Annotated in this window: 16 protein-coding genes; 9 read left to right on the forward strand and 7 right to left on the reverse strand. The window is 38.6% G+C overall.

Features of this window, described 5'->3' with window-relative positions:
- Window positions 1–5 precede the first annotated feature (5 nt).
- The 3 genes from AB986_RS20530 to AB986_RS20540 all read right to left on the reverse strand — a co-directional run bounded on the left by AB986_RS20530 (window position 6) and on the right by AB986_RS20540 (window position 3,028).
- Window positions 6–1,319, reverse strand: a complete 1,314-nt coding sequence (locus AB986_RS20530) for an alanine/glycine:cation symporter family protein (protein WP_236690430.1) — start codon at window positions 1,317–1,319, stop codon at window positions 6–8.
- Between the two features lie 97 nt (window positions 1,320–1,416).
- Window positions 1,417–2,607 carry an MFS transporter gene (locus AB986_RS20535; RefSeq protein WP_048313521.1) on the reverse strand — a complete coding sequence of 397 codons (1,191 nt, stop codon included), beginning with the start codon at window positions 2,605–2,607 and terminating at the stop codon, window positions 1,417–1,419.
- Window positions 2,597–3,028 carry a MarR family winged helix-turn-helix transcriptional regulator gene (locus AB986_RS20540; RefSeq protein ID WP_048313522.1) on the reverse strand — a complete coding sequence of 144 codons (432 nt, stop codon included), beginning with the start codon at window positions 3,026–3,028 and terminating at the stop codon, window positions 2,597–2,599. Before AB986_RS20540 ends, AB986_RS20535 begins: the two co-directional genes overlap by 11 nt.
- A gap of 287 nt (window positions 3,029–3,315) precedes the next feature.
- On the opposite strand from AB986_RS20540, the gene AB986_RS20545 reads away from it, so the two are divergent.
- The 6 genes from AB986_RS20545 to AB986_RS20570 all read left to right on the forward strand — a co-directional run bounded on the left by AB986_RS20545 (window position 3,316) and on the right by AB986_RS20570 (window position 13,986).
- Window positions 3,316–4,911 (forward strand): diguanylate cyclase, encoded by a 1,596-nt coding sequence (locus AB986_RS20545; protein WP_048313523.1) that lies wholly within the window; start codon window positions 3,316–3,318, stop codon window positions 4,909–4,911.
- Between the two features lie 21 nt (window positions 4,912–4,932).
- Complete coding sequence (locus AB986_RS20550) at window positions 4,933–5,979, forward strand: HEAT repeat domain-containing protein (protein ID WP_048313525.1); 1,047 nt, start codon at window positions 4,933–4,935, stop codon at window positions 5,977–5,979.
- Entirely contained in the window at window positions 5,936–7,381 is a 1,446-nt protein-coding gene (locus AB986_RS20555) for a glycosyltransferase family 2 protein (RefSeq protein ID WP_048313526.1), read from the forward strand. The genes AB986_RS20550 and AB986_RS20555 overlap by 44 nt, the downstream gene beginning before the upstream one ends.
- Window positions 7,382–10,666 (forward strand): hypothetical protein, encoded by a 3,285-nt coding sequence (locus AB986_RS20560; protein ID WP_048313527.1) that lies wholly within the window; start codon window positions 7,382–7,384, stop codon window positions 10,664–10,666.
- Window positions 10,667–10,745: 79 nt separating this feature from the next.
- Complete coding sequence (locus AB986_RS20565; RefSeq protein WP_048313528.1) at window positions 10,746–11,111, forward strand: response regulator transcription factor; 366 nt, start codon at window positions 10,746–10,748, stop codon at window positions 11,109–11,111.
- On the forward strand, window positions 11,104–13,986 hold the full coding sequence (locus tag AB986_RS20570; RefSeq protein ID WP_053216281.1) for an ATP-binding protein: 2,883 nt from the start codon (window positions 11,104–11,106) through the stop codon (window positions 13,984–13,986). The genes AB986_RS20565 and AB986_RS20570 overlap by 8 nt, the downstream gene beginning before the upstream one ends.
- A gap of 67 nt (window positions 13,987–14,053) precedes the next feature.
- Here the strand turns inward: AB986_RS20570 and AB986_RS20575 are convergent, their stop codons facing one another.
- Complete coding sequence (locus tag AB986_RS20575; protein ID WP_048313530.1) at window positions 14,054–15,610, reverse strand: ABC-F family ATP-binding cassette domain-containing protein; 1,557 nt, start codon at window positions 15,608–15,610, stop codon at window positions 14,054–14,056.
- 313 nt (window positions 15,611–15,923) lie between these two features.
- Here AB986_RS20575 and AB986_RS20580 point away from each other — a divergent pair, with 313 nt between their 5' ends.
- On the forward strand, window positions 15,924–17,051 hold the full coding sequence (locus AB986_RS20580; RefSeq protein WP_394175770.1) for an endonuclease: 1,128 nt from the start codon (window positions 15,924–15,926) through the stop codon (window positions 17,049–17,051).
- Between the two features lie 38 nt (window positions 17,052–17,089).
- On the opposite strand, the gene AB986_RS20585 is transcribed toward AB986_RS20580, so the two are convergent.
- From AB986_RS20585 to AB986_RS20595, 3 genes are all read right to left on the reverse strand, one after another.
- Window positions 17,090–17,980 carry a manganese catalase family protein gene (locus AB986_RS20585; protein ID WP_048313533.1) on the reverse strand — a complete coding sequence of 297 codons (891 nt, stop codon included), beginning with the start codon at window positions 17,978–17,980 and terminating at the stop codon, window positions 17,090–17,092.
- A 20-nt stretch (window positions 17,981–18,000) separates the two neighbouring features.
- Complete coding sequence (locus tag AB986_RS20590) at window positions 18,001–18,216, reverse strand: YuzF family protein (protein ID WP_236690431.1); 216 nt, start codon at window positions 18,214–18,216, stop codon at window positions 18,001–18,003.
- Between the two features lie 289 nt (window positions 18,217–18,505).
- Window positions 18,506–19,222, reverse strand: coding sequence for a 3-ketoacyl-ACP reductase (locus tag AB986_RS20595; RefSeq protein WP_048313537.1), 717 nt, complete (start codon window positions 19,220–19,222; stop codon window positions 18,506–18,508).
- Window positions 19,223–19,430: 208 nt separating this feature from the next.
- Between AB986_RS20595 and AB986_RS20600 the strand changes: the two genes are divergently transcribed.
- The gene (locus AB986_RS20600; protein ID WP_048313538.1) at window positions 19,431–20,795 is read left to right on the forward strand and encodes a sigma-54 interaction domain-containing protein; all 1,365 of its coding nucleotides are present in this window, start codon (window positions 19,431–19,433) and stop codon (window positions 20,793–20,795) included.
- A 115-nt stretch (window positions 20,796–20,910) separates the two neighbouring features.
- Window positions 20,911–22,308, forward strand: coding sequence for a YjiH family protein (locus AB986_RS20605; protein WP_048313540.1), 1,398 nt, complete (start codon window positions 20,911–20,913; stop codon window positions 22,306–22,308).

Below are 22,308 nucleotides of genomic sequence, written 5' to 3' on the forward strand. Positions count from 1 at the left end.
GTTTTTTAGTTTGTGAATTCATTATATGTCTTTTTTACAACACTACTTAACGCAATCAATGCGATGACGTTAGGTAGAACCATAAATGCGTTGAATGTATCAGCTAACTGCCAAACGAACGGAACGTTTAGGACTGTACCGCCAATAATGAAAAGAAGAACAGCTGCTCGATAATAAGGAACACCTTTCTCACCAAAAAGGTAATTTACGTTTGTTTCCCCGAAATATGCCCAACCAAGTATCGTTGTAAAGCTAAAGAACAACAGACTGAATGCAATGAAGTATACCCCAAAGCTTCCTAGTCCACTAGAGAAACTAGCTTGAGTAAGCTCAATGCCTGTTAGATTTGAATTCGCACCATCTGTAACGAGAATAACAAGGGCCGTGGCTGTACAAATAATAACCGTGTCAATCAGTACCCCAACCATAGCAACAAACCCCTGCTGTGCTGGATGTTTCACCTCGGCAACAGCATGGGCATGTGGAGTAGAACCCATGCCTGCTTCGTTTGAGAATAGTCCTCTTGCAACACCGTATCGAATGGCTTCTTTAATTGATGCACCAAGTACTCCGCCTCCAGCTGATTCAGGAGTGAAAGCTGATTCAACAATGAGAGAGAGTGCAGGTAGAACTTGATCGTATTGAAGAATTAGGATGATAAAAGCTCCGACAATATAAAGAAGTGCCATTACTGGTACAACGTTACCTGCAAATTTGGCAATTCGATTAATACCACCAAACAAAATTAAACTGATCAGAAACGCTACCACAATACCAATGACCAACGGTGGAATTTGAAAAGCAGTATTGAACGCTTCTGCAATTGAATTGGATTGAACCATGTTGCCTACAAATCCAAGAGCAGCAATAATAGCAACTGCAAAAAAGGCGGCCATTTTTTTACTTCCCAGACCGTCACGGATGTAATAAGCGGGACCACCTTTTACTGTACCATTTTCTTTCACTCGGTATTTCTGAGCAAGGACAGCTTCTGCAAAGATCGTAGCCATCCCAAGGAATGAAGAGATCCACATCCAGAAGATCGCTCCTGGACCACCAGCAGCGATGGCAGTAGCAACACCTGCTAAATTCCCTGTACCTACTTGAGCAGCTATGGCTGTTGAAAGAGCTTGAAAAGATGATATTCCGTCTTGCTTTTTTTTAGAGAAAAGAGGACCGAACGTTTGGCGAAAACCTTCTTTTAATCCTGTTAACTGGATGAATCCAAGTCGTATTGTGAAAAAGAGTCCAGTTCCTAATAGAAGAGAGATCATGATCGGTCCCCATAGAATAGCATTAATGGCTTCAATTACTTGCACTGTTGTCAACTCGCTCTCGCAAAAAATAAGATTCTCCAATGATAGCTTATTAGTGCACCTTACTTCAACCCATTAAATCGCTATGGTAACCATTTCCTTAGTAATCTGTTTGGGATTGGAGTTGTTTCCTTGTGGACTTTTGCTTTTGCATCCATTGATAGAAGAACAGTATACCAATTACGAAGATTGAGAGACTCATATACAAATTGGCGTAGCCCATTGTTGTTACCATGATTCCAAGCACATAAGATCCTGTAGCAATCCCGGTATCAAAGAAAGTGAAGAAAGTAGCTGTCGCGTGAGCGCTTCGTGTTTCAGGCGCTGCTTGAATAGCTAATGTTTGGAAGCTCGGGACGATTGAACCATATCCTAATCCAATCAAAGCTCCAGCTAGAAGAAGCATCCATGCAACGTTTGTTAAGCTTAGCGTTAGTAGTCCAATTGCAAATAATACAAATGCGGGCAGGATAACTGTATTAGGACCTCTTGTATCAAATAGTCGTCCTGTAAATGGTCTTGATACAAGCATAGCTACTGCGAATACTGCGAAAAAGAAGCCTGCCGCATCAAGTAGATTGAGTGATTTAGCATAAAGTGAAATAAAGGAAATGACGCTTGCATATGAGAAAGCGACAAAAAGTCCAACGACTGCGATGGGAAATGACTTTTTCTCAAACAAATCTTCAAACGTTAATTTAGACCTATTTACAGGTGATGTATTCTCAATCGCTTTGATTCCAAGTGTACATAGCACGCCTACAACCATAATGGCGCTTAAAATAAGAAAAATTGTAACATAAGATACGAATTGAAGAAGAGTAAGAGCGATGAATGGTCCTGCCACAACTGCCAGGTTCATAGACATTGCAAAATAACCTAAGCCTTCACCACGACGTTCTCTAGGAATAGAATCAGCTGCAATAGCTCCTGCAGCTGTTGTTACGATACTAAACCATACGCCGTGGAAAAAGCGAAGAAGTAACAAAGCGATATAGTGGTCTACTAGTGGATAAAGAAATGATGTGATAGCGAAAAAAACTGCACTCGCTACGAGCATTTTCTTTTTACCAAAACGATCAATTAATTTTCCTGAAAAAGGGCGAACAATAATAGCAGAAAGCAAGAAGATCGTAATAATTAATCCTGCTTGTGATTCACTTCCTCCAAGCGCATCTGTTACGTAAATTGGAAGTAACGTTAAGAGTGCATAGAAAACAATGAATACAAACAAGTTACTAACGAAAATGTTGATGAAGCATTTCGTCCATATTGGTCGATTAATAGACATTAACGCCACCCCCTTGATAACCAATTTTTTTTAACAGAGTATGGAATAGCTGTACTTCATTAGGGCTTAAGTTTTTAAGCAGCGCTTGCTCGATTTCCTGAATATCCGCTTTAATATCTGGTATTAATAGTTTTGCATTGTCAGTTAATTGCACGATTCTCTCACGCTTATCCTTTCCTTCTAAGCGGACAATCCAATTATTTTTTTCCATTCGGACAAGTGTTCGAGTCGTAGTAGGTGCTTCAACATTTAAATACTGCCAGATGTCAGTTTGATTCATTGGACCAAATTGATCGAGGCAGTAGAGGATAGACCACTGTGAGCTATAGAGATTATAATCTTTCAGCTTCTCGTTCATTTCTTTCGTAATGTAGCGAACTTGTTGGTGAAGTGTGTGAAAGATATCATTTGTCGGTATCATGTTTTCCTCCAATTAAAATTTACCTAGGTAACTAATAAAGAAAAGTCTACAATTCATTGAAACGAAAGTAAAGGAGAAGGTTTTATGTCATTTTTTCACAAACTCGCTACTTTTTTCACCGTGAAAAGAGTTCTATGAAGTTAGTGCCACATCCATATACCTGTTTACTAAGTTACTGGAAAAACTTACACAATAAATCTTGTGTAGAGCATTATTCTAAATTATGATGAAAATACTTAGTAATTCGACAAAATTCACTCTTTGCATAAAAGAGGGAGGCATTTTAATTGGAAAAGTATAGGAAGAAATTTGTTTTAAATATGATGGAGAAGTATGAGGAAATAAAGTCTGGAAACGAGAGTGTACCAGAGAAGGAACTATATCAATTTTTGCATACATTTAAAGGAACGGCTGGAACGGTTGGGTATGAACAAGCTGCTGAAAAGGCAGAAGCTCTTATTACACACTTTGATTTAGAAAGTGAGCGTTCTTTCAGTAATGAAGAAACGATTAAGCTTCTAGAAGATGTTATGGATGAAATTATCGAGCAAGCAGCCATACATAATGAAGAAACGAAAGAAACTGATGTTAAAAGAATGATTATGTTAATTCATCCAAACCCAATGAATTTAATTGAGATGAAAGCGAATCTAGAAAAAGAAGGATATCTTGTGTTTGCCGCAATGGATCTCTCAAAAGCTCACACAGCACTATACGACATGTATCCAGATTGTATTATAGTAGACTTTCATTTAATAGAAACAGATGAATTTGGAATTGCAAAAGAAATGAGAGAGAAGGCAGAGTTACAATTCATTCCATTGATTCTTACTGATACGGTGACCTCGGTATCAAATCGAATAAAAGGGTACGATTTTGGCGCAGATGATTTTCTGGGTCAGGATGTGTCAATAGAAGAGTACCTATTACGTGTGAATCATAAAATCAAGAAACGCAAAACAGTCGTTCATTCTGTGTTAACAGATGAATTGACGGGTGCTTTCAATCGCAAGTTCCTAGAAACACAATTGAACTATATGCGCTATGATTTTGTTCGAAATGGTGATCATGCATCTCTTGTCATGTTCGATATAGACCATTTTAAATCAATCAATGATGGTTTTGGTCATTTAATTGGAGACCAGGTTCTTAAGAAGCTCTCTCGTTACATTATGGATGAGAAGAGAAGGACTGATACACTTATTCGCTACGGTGGTGAAGAATTTGTCCTTATTCTACCGGATACAACTTCTAGTCAGGCCGAGAAGTTTCTTAGTCGTCTTCTTAAAGGATTTCGTTCCAAAACTTTTCGGGTTAAGGAGGAAACCTTTTCAGTTACATTCTCTGGAGGAGTAGTGGATATTGATTCCGTATCTTCAAATAAAGAATTACTAAATCAAGCAGATGAAGCATTGTACCGTGCTAAGGCAAATGGTCGAAATCAAGTTGTTATTTATGAAAGTAATCTTGTTGATTCTATGCCAATGAAAACGATTCGTATTGCTGTGGTAGATGATGACGAGATTATGAGGACGCTATTAACATCTCAACTTCAGCAGTTTCAACCTGACGGAAATTATGAAATTGAGGTTAGAAGTTATCGAGAAGGCGAAAGTTTCTTTGAGGATAGCTGGCATCAAGGGAATTCATCGTGCCTTGTACTGCTAGATGGGATCATGCCACGTATGGACGGAATTGAAGTGCTGCGTAAACTGCGTAATGAAAGCAATAGTCGCTACACAGTCATGATGCTTACAGGAAGAAAATCAGAGAAAGATATAGTTAAAGCTTTGGAGCTAGGTGCCGATGATTATATTACGAAACCTTTTAGTATAGTGGAACTTGAAGCGAGAATTCGAAGGCTTATACAGAAAATGATGTAAGAGAAAGAGTGAATCGGCTATATGAATGGCATATTTATTATTTTCCAAGTATCACTATTGCTTTTTATTGTTTTGAATGTGCTTTTTATTTTTCTTGTTATCAGAAAGGTTTACGCCAATAAATTTCAAATACAGAAGCAACATTGGAAGCAAGAGTATCTTAAACATATTGATTTAGTGATTCGTGGGAAAGAGGAGCTTCTGTTTCCTGATAAATTATCAATGATTGAGGCATTCGAAGAAGTACTTGCAAGGTACTATTCCTTAATGAAAGGAAATACTGACATTGCAAGTAGGATTGAGGAACTAGCTGAGCAAGTTCTTCATAATGATTATAAAAAAAAGCTGAAACATGGAAGATGGAGTATTCGGATGAATACACTTCATCGAATTGAGAAGTTTCGAATGGTCTCGTTAATAGAAGATTGTGTCGCTATTTATGATAAGGAACGCACTAGTGAATTAGAATCTCTACAGATATTAAGAATCCTTGCGAATCTTCAAGATGAACGGATTTATACCATTCTAGTAAACGAAGAAAGAGAATTTCCTAGCTTTTATTACTTGGATCTATTTGTGAGATTAAATGAACGTTTGTTTAATCAGTTCACGGATGCTGTGAAGGATTTCCCCTTAACAATCCAATTTTCCTTAATTGAGGCAATGGGAGAACGAGGTGATTATTCTTACATTCCAAAGATTGAATTCTATTTACGTTCTAAGAATGCAGAATTTAGGATTAGAGCACTTAAATCACTAAATAAGGTTGGCTATTTAACAGACGCTGAGAAAATAAGGCCTTCTCTTAATGCGGAGTCATGGCAAGAAAGAATGATGGCTGCAAAGCTAATTAAACCTTTGAGAGATAAACGCTTTATCGATGATTTGTTGATCCTCCTTTCAGATGATAACTGGTGGGTCAGAACGACCGCAGCAGAGTCTATTATTGCTCAGCAGAATGGTGTGGAAATTCTAGAAGATGTAGTTCATACACACGTTGATCGTTTTGCCAGGGATATAGCCAATGAATGGCTCCTTAGGAAGGGGAAAAAGAGTGTCTTTCGCTAGTATTTTTTCTACACTACTTATTGTTTTTACGTTTTTCGTGGCTATTTATATGATTGGTATCATCGTATTTTATTTCATTTTGTTTATCATATCGGCTTTCCAACTCCGAAAAGAGTACAAATTGGACCAATATGAACCCTATGAAGAACTTGCGCAGTCTTCTCTAACAAGGCCTGTATCGATTCTTGTCCCCGCTTATAACGAAGAAGCTGGTATTGTTCCAAGCGTTCGTTCACTACTAAGCATTAATTACCCGGAATTTGAAGTGATTGTGATTAATGACGGGTCAAAAGATAATACATTGAAAGAAACGATAACACATTTTGAAATGGTTAAGGTAGAGAAGGCGATTCGAAAGCAAGTAAGTTCAAATGAAATCGTACAGGTTTACCAATCGACGATCTATGAGAATTTATTTATGATCGACAAGTTAAATGGTGGGAAGGCAGATGCACTTAATGCAGGACTTAATGTCGCCCAGTATCCTTACTTTTGTTCTTTGGATGGAGATTCAATAATTGAACGTGATGCATTTATTAAAGTGATGAAGCCAATCATTGACTCTAAAGAAGATATTGTAGCAGTTGGTGGTAGTGTCAGGATTGCTAATGGTTGCATCATTGAACGAGGAGAGGTAATGAATGTTCAACTTGCTAGAAGTCCTCTCGTTATTATGCAGGTTATTGAATACTTCAGAGCATTTCTAATGGGGAGAATTGGTCTATCGCGACACAATCTTCTATTAATTATTTCTGGTGCCTTCGGAGTATTTCATCGGGAGAGCGTTGTTAAGGTTAACGGTTACCGAACAAATACAGTTGGAGAGGATATGGATCTGGTCGTAAGGCTACATAAATTAATTAAAGAAGAGAAGTCAGGAAAGAGAATTGTCTATGTACCAGACCCGGTTTGTTGGACGGAAGCCCCTGAATCTCCCAAAATTCTAAGAAGACAACGAAGTCGCTGGCATAGAGGATTGTTTGAGAGTCTTTGGCACAATAAGAAAATGTTGTTTAATCCGAAGTATGGTCTTGTTGGTATGATATCGATGCCATATTTCTTTATTGTAGAATTTCTAGGTCCTGTTATCGAATTACTTGGATATATCATTATGATTTTATCTCCATTTATTGGAGGGGTCTATACCTCATTTGCACTTCTATTGTTTATGTTAGCGATTATCTATGGTTCACTTCTCTCGATGAGCGCAGTGCTTCTAGAAGAATGGAGCTTAAGGCGTTATCCGAAAGTAAAAGATCTTGTTAGGCTGTATGTTTATTCGCTTTCTGAAGCGTTTTGGTTTAGACCATTAACAGTGCTTTGGCGGGTTGAAGGGATTGTTCAGCTTATTAAAGGAAACAACAGCTGGGGTGAAATGAGTAGAAAAGGGGTTTCTAAATAAGTGCGTAGATGGATAAATCGTTCAACTAGTATTGGCTTAGCAGCAGGATTAATTGTTCTTATATTGATACTATGTATACCAATAGTCGTATGGAGCTTCCAAGAAGAAAACAAAAAGAATGTTTTTATCATTAATAAAACGGTTCCAGATGATACGTACCGTGAACACAGAGGTTTGACGTGGATTCTTAATCATAAGAAATGGGTTAAAGAAGATGAATCTGCTTATGCACCAAAAAGTGACTACGCCGGGTTCCATCCTGGGACAGGAAAAGACTATGACGTTACTAAATTCCCAGATTCGTTAGTAGGGAATGATTTAATCTACCTAGCAGATTCATATGGAGTATATGAGGAAGATTTCTATGGTGCTAACTTTGAAGGAGACCGTTCCGATCTCATTTATGGTGGAATGAAAGAAGAAGAGGTTAGTATTCTTTCAGAGGCTGTTCAAAAGGGTTCGACTTTTATTGCCGAATTTAATGCTTTTGGTAGTCCAACAGAAAAGAAAGCAAGGCAGGATCTTTCCTCTCTCTTGAATCTTGAATGGTCTGGTTGGATTGGTCGCTATTTTGAAGATTTATCTCCAGATGGAGAAGTTCCTAACTGGGCGATAAGTAGCTATGAAAAGCAAAATGAGAAAGAGTGGGACTTCACTAAATCGGGTCTCATTTTCGTACATGAAGATGATTCAATTGTTGTCGTTGAAGAAAAAGACATTGGAGAAGATGCGGTGCAATTTACTTTCAGTGAAGAAGGAAGTACATTTCTTCAGAATAAACAAGTAAAAAAGTCAATGTCTTATCACTATTGGTTCGATATTGTTGAACCATTGGATAGTAAAGAAGTACTCGCTAATTATAATCTTGATGTAAATGAAGATGCACAAAAAAGGTTAGAAAAAGAGGGGATTCCTCTTACTTTTCCAGCTGTCATTCATCATAGTAAAACGTATTACTTTGCAGGAGACTACGCTGATCGTGAATCAGAATTTGATTTTTATCAGTATAAGGGACTTCCTACTATTAATCGCCTCTTATTGACAGGTGATAACGAAACGCTTGAGGCGTTTTATTGGAAAATGTATCTGCCATTGATGGATTCAATTCTAAATGATGTCAAAGCTCCAGATAAGCAACAAGTTAAACCTTCGATAGAAGTTCAATCAGTAGATGGAGTTCAAGTAGCGGGCCAAGTGGGTGAGAATAAACTCCAGGTATTTAAAGAGGGAGAATGGGAAGACCTCTTAATTAAAGGAGTAAATATGGGAATAGCCAAACCTGGTTATTTCCCCGGTGAGGCTGCGATTACAAAATCGGAATACTTAAGATGGTTTAAACAAATTGGCGATATGAATGCGAACGCCATTCGAATCTACACGATTCATCCACCGTCTTTTTATGAAGCTTTACTAGACTACAACAGTACTTCAGACCAACCTTTATATCTTTTTCATGGTGTATGGGTTGAAGAAGAGCCACTGATTGCATCAGAAGATGCTTTTGATGAGGAAAATACAAAACGACTAGATAAGGCCATTAAAGACACAGTCGATCTTATTCACGGTAATGCAACGATAAAGGAAAAACGAGGTCACGCTAGTGGACGATATACAGCAGATGTTTCTCCCTACGTGATTGGATGGGTACTTGGGATTGAGTGGGATCCTAAAGTAGTTGTATCAACAAACGAGAAACATGAAGGAATGACTGAATATCAAGGTAATTACTTGAATACGAAAGGTGCTAGTCCATTTGAAATTTGGGTGGCAGAAATGATGGACGACACAGTTAGTTACGAAATGGATCAGTATAACTGGCAAAGGCCCGTTAGCTTTACGAACTGGGTTACAACGGACTTACTTGAACATCCGGCAGAGCCTTCTGAAGAGGAAGACCTTGTTTCCGTTGATCCAAATGTTATTGAGTTGAATGACAAGTATTATGCTGGTCAATTTGCTTCCTATCATATTTATCCTTACTATCCTGATTTCTTAAACTATGAAGAAGAGTATGTGAATTATGTTGATAAGGATGGCGAAAAGAACAATTACGCTGGATATCTCAATGCGCTTAGAAACGTTCATTCAATGCCAATTCTTGTTGCTGAGTTTGGAGTTCCGGCTTCAAGAGGCATGACGCATAGAAATGTGTACGGGATGAATCAGGGGTTCAATTCTGAAGAAGAGCAGGGACGCACAGATGCAAAGTTATTCGGAAACATTGTTTCCGAGAATTATGCAGGTGGTCTTATCTTCTCCTGGCAAGATGAATGGTTTAAACGAACTTGGAACACGATGGATCACGATAATTCCGACCGCCGTCCATTTTGGTCAAACGATCAAACGAATGAACAGCAGTTTGGTTTGCTAAGTTTTGATCCGGGTAACGATCTTACAATTAAAGTGGATGGAGACATAGAAGATTGGGAAGAGGCTGAGATTGAACCACTCTACCAGAATGTTGGAGAGAACTTTAAGAGTCTATCAATGACAAGTGACGAGAAATATATTTACTTCCGTCTCGACTACAAGAATATGTCAAAAGAACAGTTAGAACAAGAAAAGACAATGTTGGTTTTTGATACGGTTAGTGGGCAAGGGAGTACACAGTTGTCTGTAGAACCTGAATTAAAAACATCAGCTGGTATTGATTTTATTCTGAACCTTGCAGGAGTTAACCAATCCAGACTTACCGTCCAAAGCCATTATGACTCGTTTTATTATCAGTATGGGGAAGATCTTGAATTAATCAAGAAACAGGATTATGCGAAAGAAAAGGATAATGATATTTTCCATCCAATTCGTTTGGCACTAAATAAAGAGTTAACGATTCCGAGTCAGAATAAGACGCTTCCTTTTGATTCATATGAAACAGGTCTTCTCACTTACGGTAACGCGAATCCAGAGAGCAAAGACTACAATTCTCTTTCTGATTTTATCGTTAAGGACAACATAATTGAAATTCGTCTTCCATGGGCACTTTTCAATGTGAAAGATCCTAGTACAAAAGAAATGATGGGCGATATGTGGAAGAGTGGAATAGAGGCTTCTAAAAAAGTAGAAGAGTTTAAAGTAGGGGTCGTTATGTATGAAGGTGATGTCGAGGAGTCAGACATATCGATTACATCGCTTAAGGATACGGCTCCTGAAATGAAAGATAACTTTTTACCTGTGAACCAATTCTACAAGTTTGATTGGGAAAAATGGAGTGAGCCAAATTACCACGAGAGATTAAAACAATCGTACTATATTATGCAAGATGAGTTTGGCCGATATAAGAAGTAGGTGAGGATTTCTTTCTACGAATATTATGAGTAGGCTCTTTCTTAAAACAGCCTACTAGTAAAAGGAATGGGTGAACAGAATGGCTCCTAAACTATTAGTTGCAGATGATGAAGAAATTCTACGAATGTTAATCGTAGATACACTAGAAGATGATGGTTATGAAATTGACGAGGCGTCTGATGGTGGAGAAGCGTACAACCTTATTCAGTCAAACGATTATGATCTTGTATTACTTGATTATATGATGCCTGAGATGACAGGTCTTGAAGTGATTAAAAAGGTGCGAGATGAAGGTAAAGAAGAAGTTAAAATAATGATGTTAACGGCTAAGGCACAAAAGAAAGATGAAGAAATTGCGCGACAAGCGGGTGCTAATTACTTTATTTCTAAACCTTTCAGTCCAGTAGAACTTGCTGAAGTAGTCGAGGGTATCCTAAGTGAATAAGCGATGGAAAACGAGCTTATCAAAACAGTTCATCTGGTTCATGAGTGGCTTCCTTGTCCTCATCCTACTTTCAGCGATAGCGTTAGGAGTATATAGCCAGTCCGTTGAACAGAAATATCGAACAAAAGTTAATCAACTCAGGACTGAGCAGCAGTATGCAGTTCAGCTTGAGGACAGTCTAAATCACATGTTTTTTGAAGCCAGAGGGTATTTAGCATTTCGTTTAGAGTCTCCTTTTTTGAATGAATATCGTAAGGAACAGGAAACGATTGATCAAAAAATCGATGATCTTGACGAGCGAATTACTGACAGTGATCAGAGTGCTTTCATTGAAGATTTAAGAAAATACTTAATTAGATATGATTCGTTGTTAAATCAAGCAATGACATTTGTTGAGAATGATAGTACGAGTGGACTTAGAAGTCTCTCTCAAGGTGGCGGTGGAAGCGACCTAGTTTACACGATGCGAGATCGTATGAGAGAACTCGTTAGGTCAATTGAAGATGAAATCTACTCAACTGAAGAAGAGCTCATTGAGCGATTATCAAATATACAGTTTCTCTTTGTTGTCTTTGTCATCTTCCTTTTGTTAATTGCGACTATTATAGCTGGAATTATGGCCCGTAGAATTGGTAAGCCTCTACAGGAATTAGCGGTTGCTTCAAGCCAGGTATCTTCAGGTGAAAGTGTCGAGATGCCACACGTTCGAAGAGAAGATGAATTAGGTGAGCTAGCTAGAGCTTTTAATTTAATGGTAAGCAATATTCAACAGAATGAGCGCGCATTAATTACGACAAACGAAGCGCTAGTGAAGCAAAGTGAAGAACTAAAGGGTAGTAAGAGTGAACTTGAACAAAATGTACAAGAAATGAATGTCCAAAAGCTCGTTCTTGAACATCGCAATGAGTTGAATCGATCATTGGCATCTACTTTGAATAAAAATGAACTACTTCAAAGTATCATAACCAATATGATTTATATTCTAAATTCGGACAAAGGTTTAGTCGTGATGATGAATCAAGGTAGGGACTACGCTTCGCTAGGTATTCGTCAGGACAAAGTTCATGAATGGATTGATAGCATGATGGATGGTCCTGTAGTTAAAGTGATAGATCAGAAAAAGCACCATATTGTAAGACGAACAATGACTGCAGGCGAAGGAGGCTATCATGATGGAGTAGGGCACTCTAGTGATTTATACCTTCCCATACTATCAGATGATTCCGTTGTTGCTATTCTATGCATTACACGTATAGGAAAGGATTTCAACAACCAGGAACTACAACAAATATCAGGCCTCTCTGGTCAAATATCGCTTGCACTAGATAAATTAAGATTATATGAAACAACCGAGAACGAGCGTATGGTAAATATGGAAATTCTGAATACAATACGAGAAGGTATTCAGCTTGTAGACAGAGAAGGCACTACGCGGGCAATAAATAATCAAATGTGTACAATGCTTGATACTTGTTTCCCTGAAGGAGATCAGGAAAAGTCGTATGGTGAGTGGAGTAAGAAGTTTCTTCAGCAGGTCGATTCCAAGGATCGTGACGCTGTTCAAGAATACATTTGTAATGTTATTGCTGGAGTAAAACCAAAACAAAGTGAACTTATCTATCAGGCTAATGGTGAAGCGTCCTTGTTTATCCAAATGTACTATGAGCACATCTATAATGCTGATAAGTTTATTGGTTCCATATTTGTTCATAGAGATATTACTCGTGAACACCAGGTAGATGAAATGAAAAACGAGTTTGTAAGCACAGTTAGTCACGAGCTTCGCACACCACTTTCAAGCGTGCTCGGATTTACAGAGCTAATGCTATCCAAAGAATTAAAGCCAGAGAAACAGAAGAAATATTTGAACACCATTTACAAAGAAGCGAAACGGTTAACATCTCTGATCAACGATTTTCTAGACATTCAGCGGATGGAAGCCGGTAAACAAAATTACGAGAAAAAGCCAGTTAATTTGCAAGAAATAGTGGAAGAGGTACTAGATAGTTATCGTATTAATGCTACTAAACATTCTTTCTTTATTGAGGATTTAACGGATTGTTATGAGCTAATAGGAGACGCTGATAAAATCAAGCAGGTCTTTAACAATTTCATTAGCAATGCGGTTAAATATTCTCCTGATGGCGGATCGATCGTTATTCGATTCTACGAAAAGCAAGGGAATCTATTTGTTGATATTGAAGATGAAGGGCTTGGAATTCCTGAGGATGCTCTCTCTAAATTATTTACAAAATTCTATCGCGTTGATAATTCCGATAGACGTCAGATTGGAGGAACCGGCCTTGGTCTCGCCATATCAAAAGAAATTGTAACTGCTCATGGAGGCGGAGTGACAGTAACATCTGCATTAGGAAAAGGCAGTACGTTTACGCTTTCTTTCCCATTAACTACAAAAAAAGAAATGCAGCCTGAGAAGTCAGATGATGAGATGGATGCTGCTGTTTTAATCGTTGAAGATGATGATAGTCTAGCTCTTTTATTAATGGAGGAAATTACTGAAAACGGATGGTCTGTTCATCATTGTAGAAGTGGCGAAACAGCCATTAAACTACTTGAGACGATGAATCCTCAAGGCATTGTGCTTGATATCATGTTAGATGGAAGAATGAACGGCTGGGATGTCTTGAAAGCGGCGAAAGAAAAAGAACATACAAAAGATATACCTATTTTTGTATCGACAGTAAGCGAGGAAAAACAACGGGGATTTGACTTAGGGGCAAGTGACTATCTTATTAAGCCATATCCTCCTAAGAAATTAACGAAGTCTCTTATTAAATCGCTTGTGAATAAGACGAACAATGGCAAGATCTTAGTTCCTGATTATTCCATTGAGGATACAGAAGAAGGTTCATAGGTTCAATCAAGTGGAACTGTTCGTCATACAAAAACCCCCTATGGAGTGTCCATAGGGGGTTTCATCATTATACTAATTTCGTCGTCCAATCTTCACAGTTCCATACATCTGTAGCAATATCTTGATAGAATTCAGGTTCGTGAGAAATGAGGATGACGCTTCCTTTATATTCATTCAGAGCACGCTTGAGTTCCGCTTTAGCCTCGACATCAAGGTGATTTGTTGGTTCATCAAAAACGAGAAGATTTGATTCAGTGTTCATAAGTTTACAAAGTCTGAGCTTTGCTTTTTCTCCTCCACTTAATACATCAACTTTACTCTCAATGTGTTTCGTGGTTAAACCGCATTTGGATAGAGCAGCTCGTATTTGTGCCTGGCTATAGTGAGGGAATTCTCTCCACAGTTCTTCAATACACGTATTTGACGTTCTCGTTTTGAGTTCCTGTTCGAAGTAACCAGTGTATAAATAGTCACCAAGTTCCACAGATCCGTTAATTGGTTGGATTTCTCCAAGGATACTACGAAGAAGCGTCGTTTTACCAATACCGTTCGCACCCATTAAAGCAACTTTTTGCCCTCGTTCCATTGAAAGGTTTAGTGGACGTGAGAGCGGTTCGTCATAGCCTATGACAAGATCTTTTGTTTCAAAAATGAGTTTACCTGAAGCTCGAGCTTGCTTGAAGTGAAACTCTGGCTTAGGCTTTTCTTTAGCGATTTCAATAACATCCATCTTATCGAGTTTCTTCTGTCTCGACATAGCCATGTTACGTGTTGCTACACGCGCTTTATTTCTTGCAACAAAATCTTTTAATTGAGATATTTCTTGTTGTTGCTTCTTGAATGCAGCTTCGACTTGCTGTTTCTTCACTTCATAAACAGAAAGGAAGTTATCATAGTCACCAACATACCTTGTTAATTCTTGATTCTCCATATGATAAATCAAGTTAATAACGCTATTTAAGAATGGAATATCATGTGAAATTAAGATAAAGGCATTTTCATATTCCTGTAGGTAACGTCTCAGCCAAACAATATGTTGTTCATCAAGATAGTTTGTAGGCTCATCAAGAAGAAGAATATCAGGTTTTTCAAGAAGTAGCTTAGCAAGAAGTACTTTTGTTCTTTGGCCACCACTTAAATCCTGTACATCTTTTTCAAGTCCAATCTCATCTAGACCAAGTCCTCGTGCAATTTCCTCGACCTTGGCATCAATTACATAGAAGTCGTTGTTTGCTAGCATATCTTGCATTGTTCCAGTTTCTTCTAGAAGTTTTTCAAGCTCTTCTGGTGAAACATCGCCCATTTTAGCAAATAGTTCATTCATTTCTGCTTCGTAATCAAACAGGTACTTAAAAGCTCCTTTTAATGCATCGCGTATCGTCATACCACGTTCAAGCACCGTGTGCTGATCGAGATAACCTACCCTTACATTCTTAGACCATTCAACAGAACCTTCATCAGGATCAAGCTTCCCTGTAATGATATTCATGAAGGTAGATTTTCCTTCACCGTTGGCTCCAACTAGTCCAATATGCTCGCCTTTTAGAAGGCGAAATGACACATCATCAAAAATGGCACGGTCACCGAATCCGTGCGTAAGGTTTTTCACGGTTAATATACTCATAGGAAAACACCCTTTGTTTGTTGTTTAGCAATCCTCATTGATTATATCTGACAAAAGAGCTTGATGAAAGTCACGAAGAGTGGAAAAGGTTGAGAATTTCACTTTTGTAGTAAAAAAGACACGAATAACGAACCTCCTAGACAATAGTCCTAAGGAAAATAGAGGAATATTTACATCGTGTACTCAATCCCTTAATAGTGTAGGTTTAAGCTAGAAGGAGCCTTAAACTAAAGAGGCTATAAACAAGGGGAGGGAAATTCCAATTAACACTTCAAGAAACCGCATTTATGGAACAGTTTGTCTAATGCTCGTTATGTCACTTGTTGTTATGTATTTTTCTATTACACCATCATTTGCTGATGGATCTGGTACAGCTGAATCTCCATACTCTGTTCAACAAGCTATTGCGAATCAAGGAAGCTCTGGAGTTGCAGTGGAAGGCTTTATTGTCGGTAAACCAGAATCTTCAACTTCTATTCAAACAAGTAATTTCTCAGATGATTATGCACTAGCGATTGCAGATCAAGCAAATGAGACGAATGTGAATAATATGCTATTTGTTCAAGTACCCTCTTCTTTCAGAGCAACTTATGGATTAAAGAGCAATCCAGAATTACTTGGTGAAATGATTACTATCAGTGGTTCTCTTACAGACTATTTTGCACATCCAGGATTGAAAAGCGTGTCTTCTATGAATTTGAGTGATAGTGGAAGTGGCGATAACGGTGGTTCAGGAAGCGGTGGCACTTCTCCATATGATAGTACCTATTATCAATCTGCGATGGGCAAAACCGGGAACGCTCTTAAAGCAGAGTTGCACATGATTATTGATGATCACAAGGAACTTTCTTATAGTAATGTTTGGGATGCTCTTCGCGTAACAGATGAAGACCCATCTAATCCAAATAATGTTATTCTCCTCTATAGTGGAAGATCTCAAAGTAAATATCAAAATGGTGGGAATGTAGACGACTGGAATCGCGAGCACGTTTGGGCGAAGTCACATGGTGATTTTGGTACAGCTATGGGTCCAGGAACAGATGTCCATCATTTAAGACCAACTGATGTATCAGTGAATGGAACTCGTGGAAACTTGGATTTTGACAACGGTGGATCTCCACAACCAGAAGCACCTGGTAACTATTATGATAGTGATTCATGGGAGCCGCGGGATAGTGTAAAAGGTGATGTTGCACGAATGATTTTCTATATGGCAGTTCGATATGAAGGCGACAGTGGAGAATTAGATCTAGAAGTAAATGATTTTGTGAACAATGGTTCAGCACCTTATATGGGCAAAGTATCGGTACTAAAAGCTTGGAATGAAATGGATCCTGTTGATTCATTTGAAGAAAACCGTAACAATGTCATTTACGATCAGTATCAGTACAATCGCAATCCATTTATCGATCACCCTGAGTGGGTAGAAGCGATCTGGTAATCAAAAGCACCTGTTCCCACTCGGGACAGGTGCTTTCTCTATAAATCTCTCATTAACCGTTTTGCGATTTGCTCATAATGATCCTTTGTAATACCAGGAGCGAACTCTTCCGGTAAATCATCAAGATCAGGAATAGCAGCGCCCTTGGGTACCCCATCGATCACACGAAGCCTTTCACCATTTTCTGGATTAGTTCCTTTCCATATTTGTTTAATTCCTTGATAATCCTCATTGCTCCACGTATACAGGACATTGTTTAACCCGCGCTCTTCGAATTTACGGGCATAATCAAAGCTTGAATTATCAAGACTTGGAATTGGCAACATTTTAGTTAAGTCGGTACCTGTAGCAATTTCAATTGCTTTTGCATAAGCAAGGACGTGTGTTCCACCTCGCACAAGCAAATAGCCGATCATTTCACGTGCGGTAGGATGGTCGGTCATCTCGTAGACTCTCATTTTGTGTGTTCTTGCTCCAACTTCAAGAAAGAAGTTATGGAGGAGATCTAACACAAGATTACCACTGCTGAAAACATAATCTCCCCGCCATGGATTTCCCATAGAATCAGCGCCCAGAGCAGTTTGAGCTGTCGCAACAAATTGAGCTGTATTTCTCATATCCTTTCCATTTTGAAGAGGAGTTAAGTCTGGAGGGGCTGGAAACGAACTCCCTTTCGTTAGTAGATTAATTGAAGTTGTTACAAGTTCAACATGACCAAATTCTTCTGCTGTAATGCTTGTCACTAAATCATAAAACGGTTTTAGCTTCTTTTTCTCCCGAAAGCTAAAGGATTGAAACATATAGTTGTTTAAGGTGGACATTTCTCCGAAGCGCCCACCGAGCAGGTCCTGAACGGCTGCTGCTGCATTTGCATCTCCATATTCAGGAATAGGGAGCTCGATCAACTGTTTATTAATTCGCTTAAACATCATTAGACCTCCCGTCTGAACTAATTAGGAAATACCCAGACGATCTGTTGGATTCGAACGAAGAAAGGTGTTTCGTTAATCTGTACAACAATATGATCTGGCATGACGGTTTGCAACGTTCCGCGAAGCGAGCCCTTCGTTGTTTCGACTGTAATCATTGTCCCTTCAATGGATTTAAGTGTTTTATAAACATAAGGATCAACTGAACTAATCAGCTGAGGCTGGTGTTCTTTCACCTCAATCGCACTCCTTTCCATACTAAATCCTTCACTTTATCAAAATACGCCTAAGAGAGGTTGTCATAGTCCATAAGAATAATGTGGCAAAGATATTTAATAGGAAAACTATATCGTAAACATTGTTTCTAAAGAGTAGAGATTGATTTGCGCTCCAGAATGCTCGCTTTCCGCACTAAACCTCTCTTTAAAAACCAATTTTCAAGAAAAGAGCCTATAAGAAAGAAGTGAATGTGCTGTTGCGATAACGAAAAAATAGCCAGCCTTATATAAGGCTGGCTATTAACTCTTATGGGTTTGTTGTCCAAAGTCCTGCTGATTTAATAAACACACGTTTATTTAACTTAAGCTGTGCTACAATGAATTCCGCCATATCTTCTGGCTGAAGCATATTGTCTTGATTACCATCAGTTAGATTATTCTCGACAGCTAAATCAGTTGACACAGTGCTTGGGGTTAAAGCACTAACACGAATATCGTGCTTTCTTACTTCTTGAGCAAGTGATTCTGTTAAGCCAAGTAATCCGAACTTGGAAGCACTGTAGGCACTTGTAACTGGAGCTCCCTTTTGACCAGCAGTGGAAGAAATGTTGATAATGTCTCCAGATTTTCGTTCAATCATGTCTGGAAGGACTGCTCTCGTTACATAGTAAGCACCAAGCAAGTTCACCTGGATGATCTTCTCCCACTCGGAAATATCAAGATCCATAAATCCGCCAAGTTTCGCAATACCGGCATTATTTATTAAGATGTCAGTTTCACCTAACTCTTCTTTAATTTTAGCTACCGCAGTTGTTACTTCTTCATTAGAAGAAACATCTGCAACAGCATAAGAAGCTTTAACACCTTCTGCTTCGATTTCCTTCGCAACATTTTGAAGTGTTTCTTCGGTACGTGCAATCATGCCAATATTTACGCCTTCTTTTGCAAGCGCAATTGCTGCAGCTCGACCAATTCCTCTAGCAGCACCTGTGATGAGAGCAGTTTTACCTTTAAGAGCGACCATGTTTTTCCTCCTTTAATAACGTTTATTCTACTGTACATTCTATCGGGAAATGATGAATCAGAAAAGTAATTTGCTTAATAGTGATAAAAGGTATGATAAACTAAAACAGTCTGATTATTCAAAAATGAATAAGGTATTGCGCGTACATACTATGTTTTCTCTTATTCTGGTTGAGAATTATTCAATAATGAATAAACGAGGTGTTTAAATGTCAGAGTGGAATGAGTATAAAGCTATTTTTCATTCGCTACAGGAAGATATTCTCGTCACAGATCCTGAAGGAACAATTGTGAAAGTGAGTGAAGGAACTGGGATGGTCTATGGCGTGAAGGCGGATGATTTAATAGGAAGATCTGTTTATGATTTAGAGAAAGAGGGCTTGTTTACTCCTTTGGCAACCCCGATGGTCATGAAAACGAATAAGCGGGTTACTTTTGTTCAAACAGGACCAGAAGGAAAAAAGCTGCTTGTGACAGGATTGCCTGTATATGATGAAGGTGGTCAGCTAGTTAGGATTGTAAGCTATTCACATGATATTACAGAATTAATGGAAATTAAATCTGGGATGGAAGAAATGTCTCTTGAAATGGAACGTGTAAGAAGTGAGCTTGAGCGCCTTAAACTTCAACAAGATGACACGGGCATTATTGCGAGAAGCGAAGCGATGAGAAAGCTGATGGCAACAGCTAAGCAAGTCGCAGGTGTGGATGTTAACGTTTTGCTTCTTGGTGAATCTGGAGTAGGAAAGACAGAAATGGCAAGGTACATCCATCACAAAAGTGATCGTAGAAATGGACCATTTATTGAAGTTAATTGTGGAGCGATTCCTGAGGCGCTTTTTGAAGCTGAATTGTTTGGATATGAAGAAGGATCATTCACAGGGGCAAGAAAAGGCGGTCGTATGGGGCTTGCAGAGATGGCGTCTTCAGGAACGTTGTTTTTAGATGAAGTTGGTGAGCTGTCTTTACAAAATCAAGTGAAAGTACTGAAGCTCATTCAAGAGAAACGCTTCTACCGACTTGGAGGGAGAAAAGAGATCCAGTCAGACTTTCGGTTACTCAGTGCGACGAATCGAGACTTGGATCAATCAGTTCGTGAGAAAACATTTCGGGAGGATTTGTTTTTCAGACTCAATGTAGTGCCCTTAATCATTCCACCTCTTAAAGATAGAAGAGAAGACATTCTACCATTGATTCAGTCTTTTCTTGACCGTTTTAGTGAACAGTATAAGAGAAGGCGTATTCTTGATAAATTCGTTCTTCACGAATTGAGTCAAAATGAATGGAGAGGTAATGTGCGAGAGCTTATGAACTTAATAGAGCGTTTGGTTGTTACTTCTGATGCATTAACCATACAGACATCCGATTTGCCGATTAACTATAGGATTCAAGATCAAGGTTATTCAAATATGAATAATTTTAGTGAAACGTTACAAGAATCCATTGAAAAAGTTGAGAAAGAACGTCTCCAAATTGCAAAGAGGCAATTTCGGACTACAACGAAAATAGCGGCAGCGTTGGGATTAAGTCAACCAACGGTAGTTAGAAAACTCAAAAAATATAGAATTAAATAAATATGGCATGAATCTTGCATATAAAAAGAAGCAAAGAATAAAAATTGTTCTTGCTTCTTTTCTAATTTATATGCAAGAATATGAATTATTATAAAATGTCGAAGGAGAGTGAAAAATGGAAGTAAAACAAGAGAAGTCGTATTCCGTTAACAGTACGAAACAAAAGGGGAAAGCTTCTTATTCCTCGAGTGCTTATGCGTGGTTTATCATTCCGTCATTGATCGGCATACTCTTATTTCTAATGCCTATCCCATTTAACGGCAAAATTACTATTGGCGTAGGGATTATGGCAGAATCCATTCAAAGCGCTTTAAATCCTGTATTGCCAGGTTTCATGACTGTCATTCTTATCGCATCTGCTATCATTCCAATTATCGCTAAAATTTTCGAGCCAAAAAGTATTATGCTTCGCCCATTTCTTAAACAACTATTCTATGTGAATTGGTTCTGGATTGCTACGAGATTCATAGGGGCACTCTTTGCCGTAATGACCTTGTATAAATTCGGTCCAGAATTCGTTATATCTGATGTTTCAGGGGGGACTATGCTTTATGCTCTCGTTCCTGTCCTCGCAGCATGGTTCCTTTTCGCTGGTCTATTGATGCCGCTTCTACTTGAATTCGGTTTGATGGATTTCTTTGGTACTGCATTACGTAAGGTGATGCGTCCATTATTTAAACTGCCAGGTCGTTCATCTATCGATGCGCTTGCATCATGGATGGGTGCTGGAACAGTAGGAGTTCTAATTACGACTAAGCAATATGAAGAAGGTTATTACACGAAAAGAGAAGCAGCTGTTATTGCCACGAATTTTTCAATTAATTCGATTGCATTCAGCTTAGTTGTGATCAGTTTCATTGGTCTTGAAGATATGTTCGTTCCGTTCTATTTCACCGTGGTAGTCGCTGGTCTAACAGCCGCTATCATTTGTCCAAGAATTCCACCGCTATCTAGAAAAGCCGATACGTATTATGAAGGTACAGGGAAGCAAATTTCAGAGGACGTTCCAGAAGGTGTTTCAAGCTTCAAATGGGGTATGCAGAAGGCACTTGAGAAATCCTCTGAAGTAAAAAGTGTTAAGCAAGTTGCTACTCAGGGAGTAAATACAGTTCTAGATATTTACTTTGCCCTTATTCCGCTTGTCATGGCACTTGGCACGATTGCGCTCATTATTGCAGAATTTACGCCTTTCTTTACTTATCTATCTATGCCAATCGTTCCTATTCTGGAATTAATGCAAATTCCTGAGGCAACAGCAGCTGCACCAGCTATGTTAGTAGGTTTTGCAGATATGTTCTTACCGGCTGTTATTGGAAGCGGAATTGAAAGTGAGCTTACCCGTTTTGTTATTGCAGCTGTCTCTTTAACACAGCTCATTTATATGTCCGAAATCGGGATTCTACTCGTAAAATCCAAAATTCCAATTTCTGTGCTTGAACTCGCTATTATTTTCTTACAACGTACGATTATCACGTTACCAATCATTGTCGTAATGGCACATTTCTTTATCTAA

Source organism: Guptibacillus hwajinpoensis (genome assembly GCF_001039475.1).
Lineage (GTDB): Bacteria > Bacillota > Bacilli > Bacillales > Guptibacillaceae > Guptibacillus > Guptibacillus hwajinpoensis.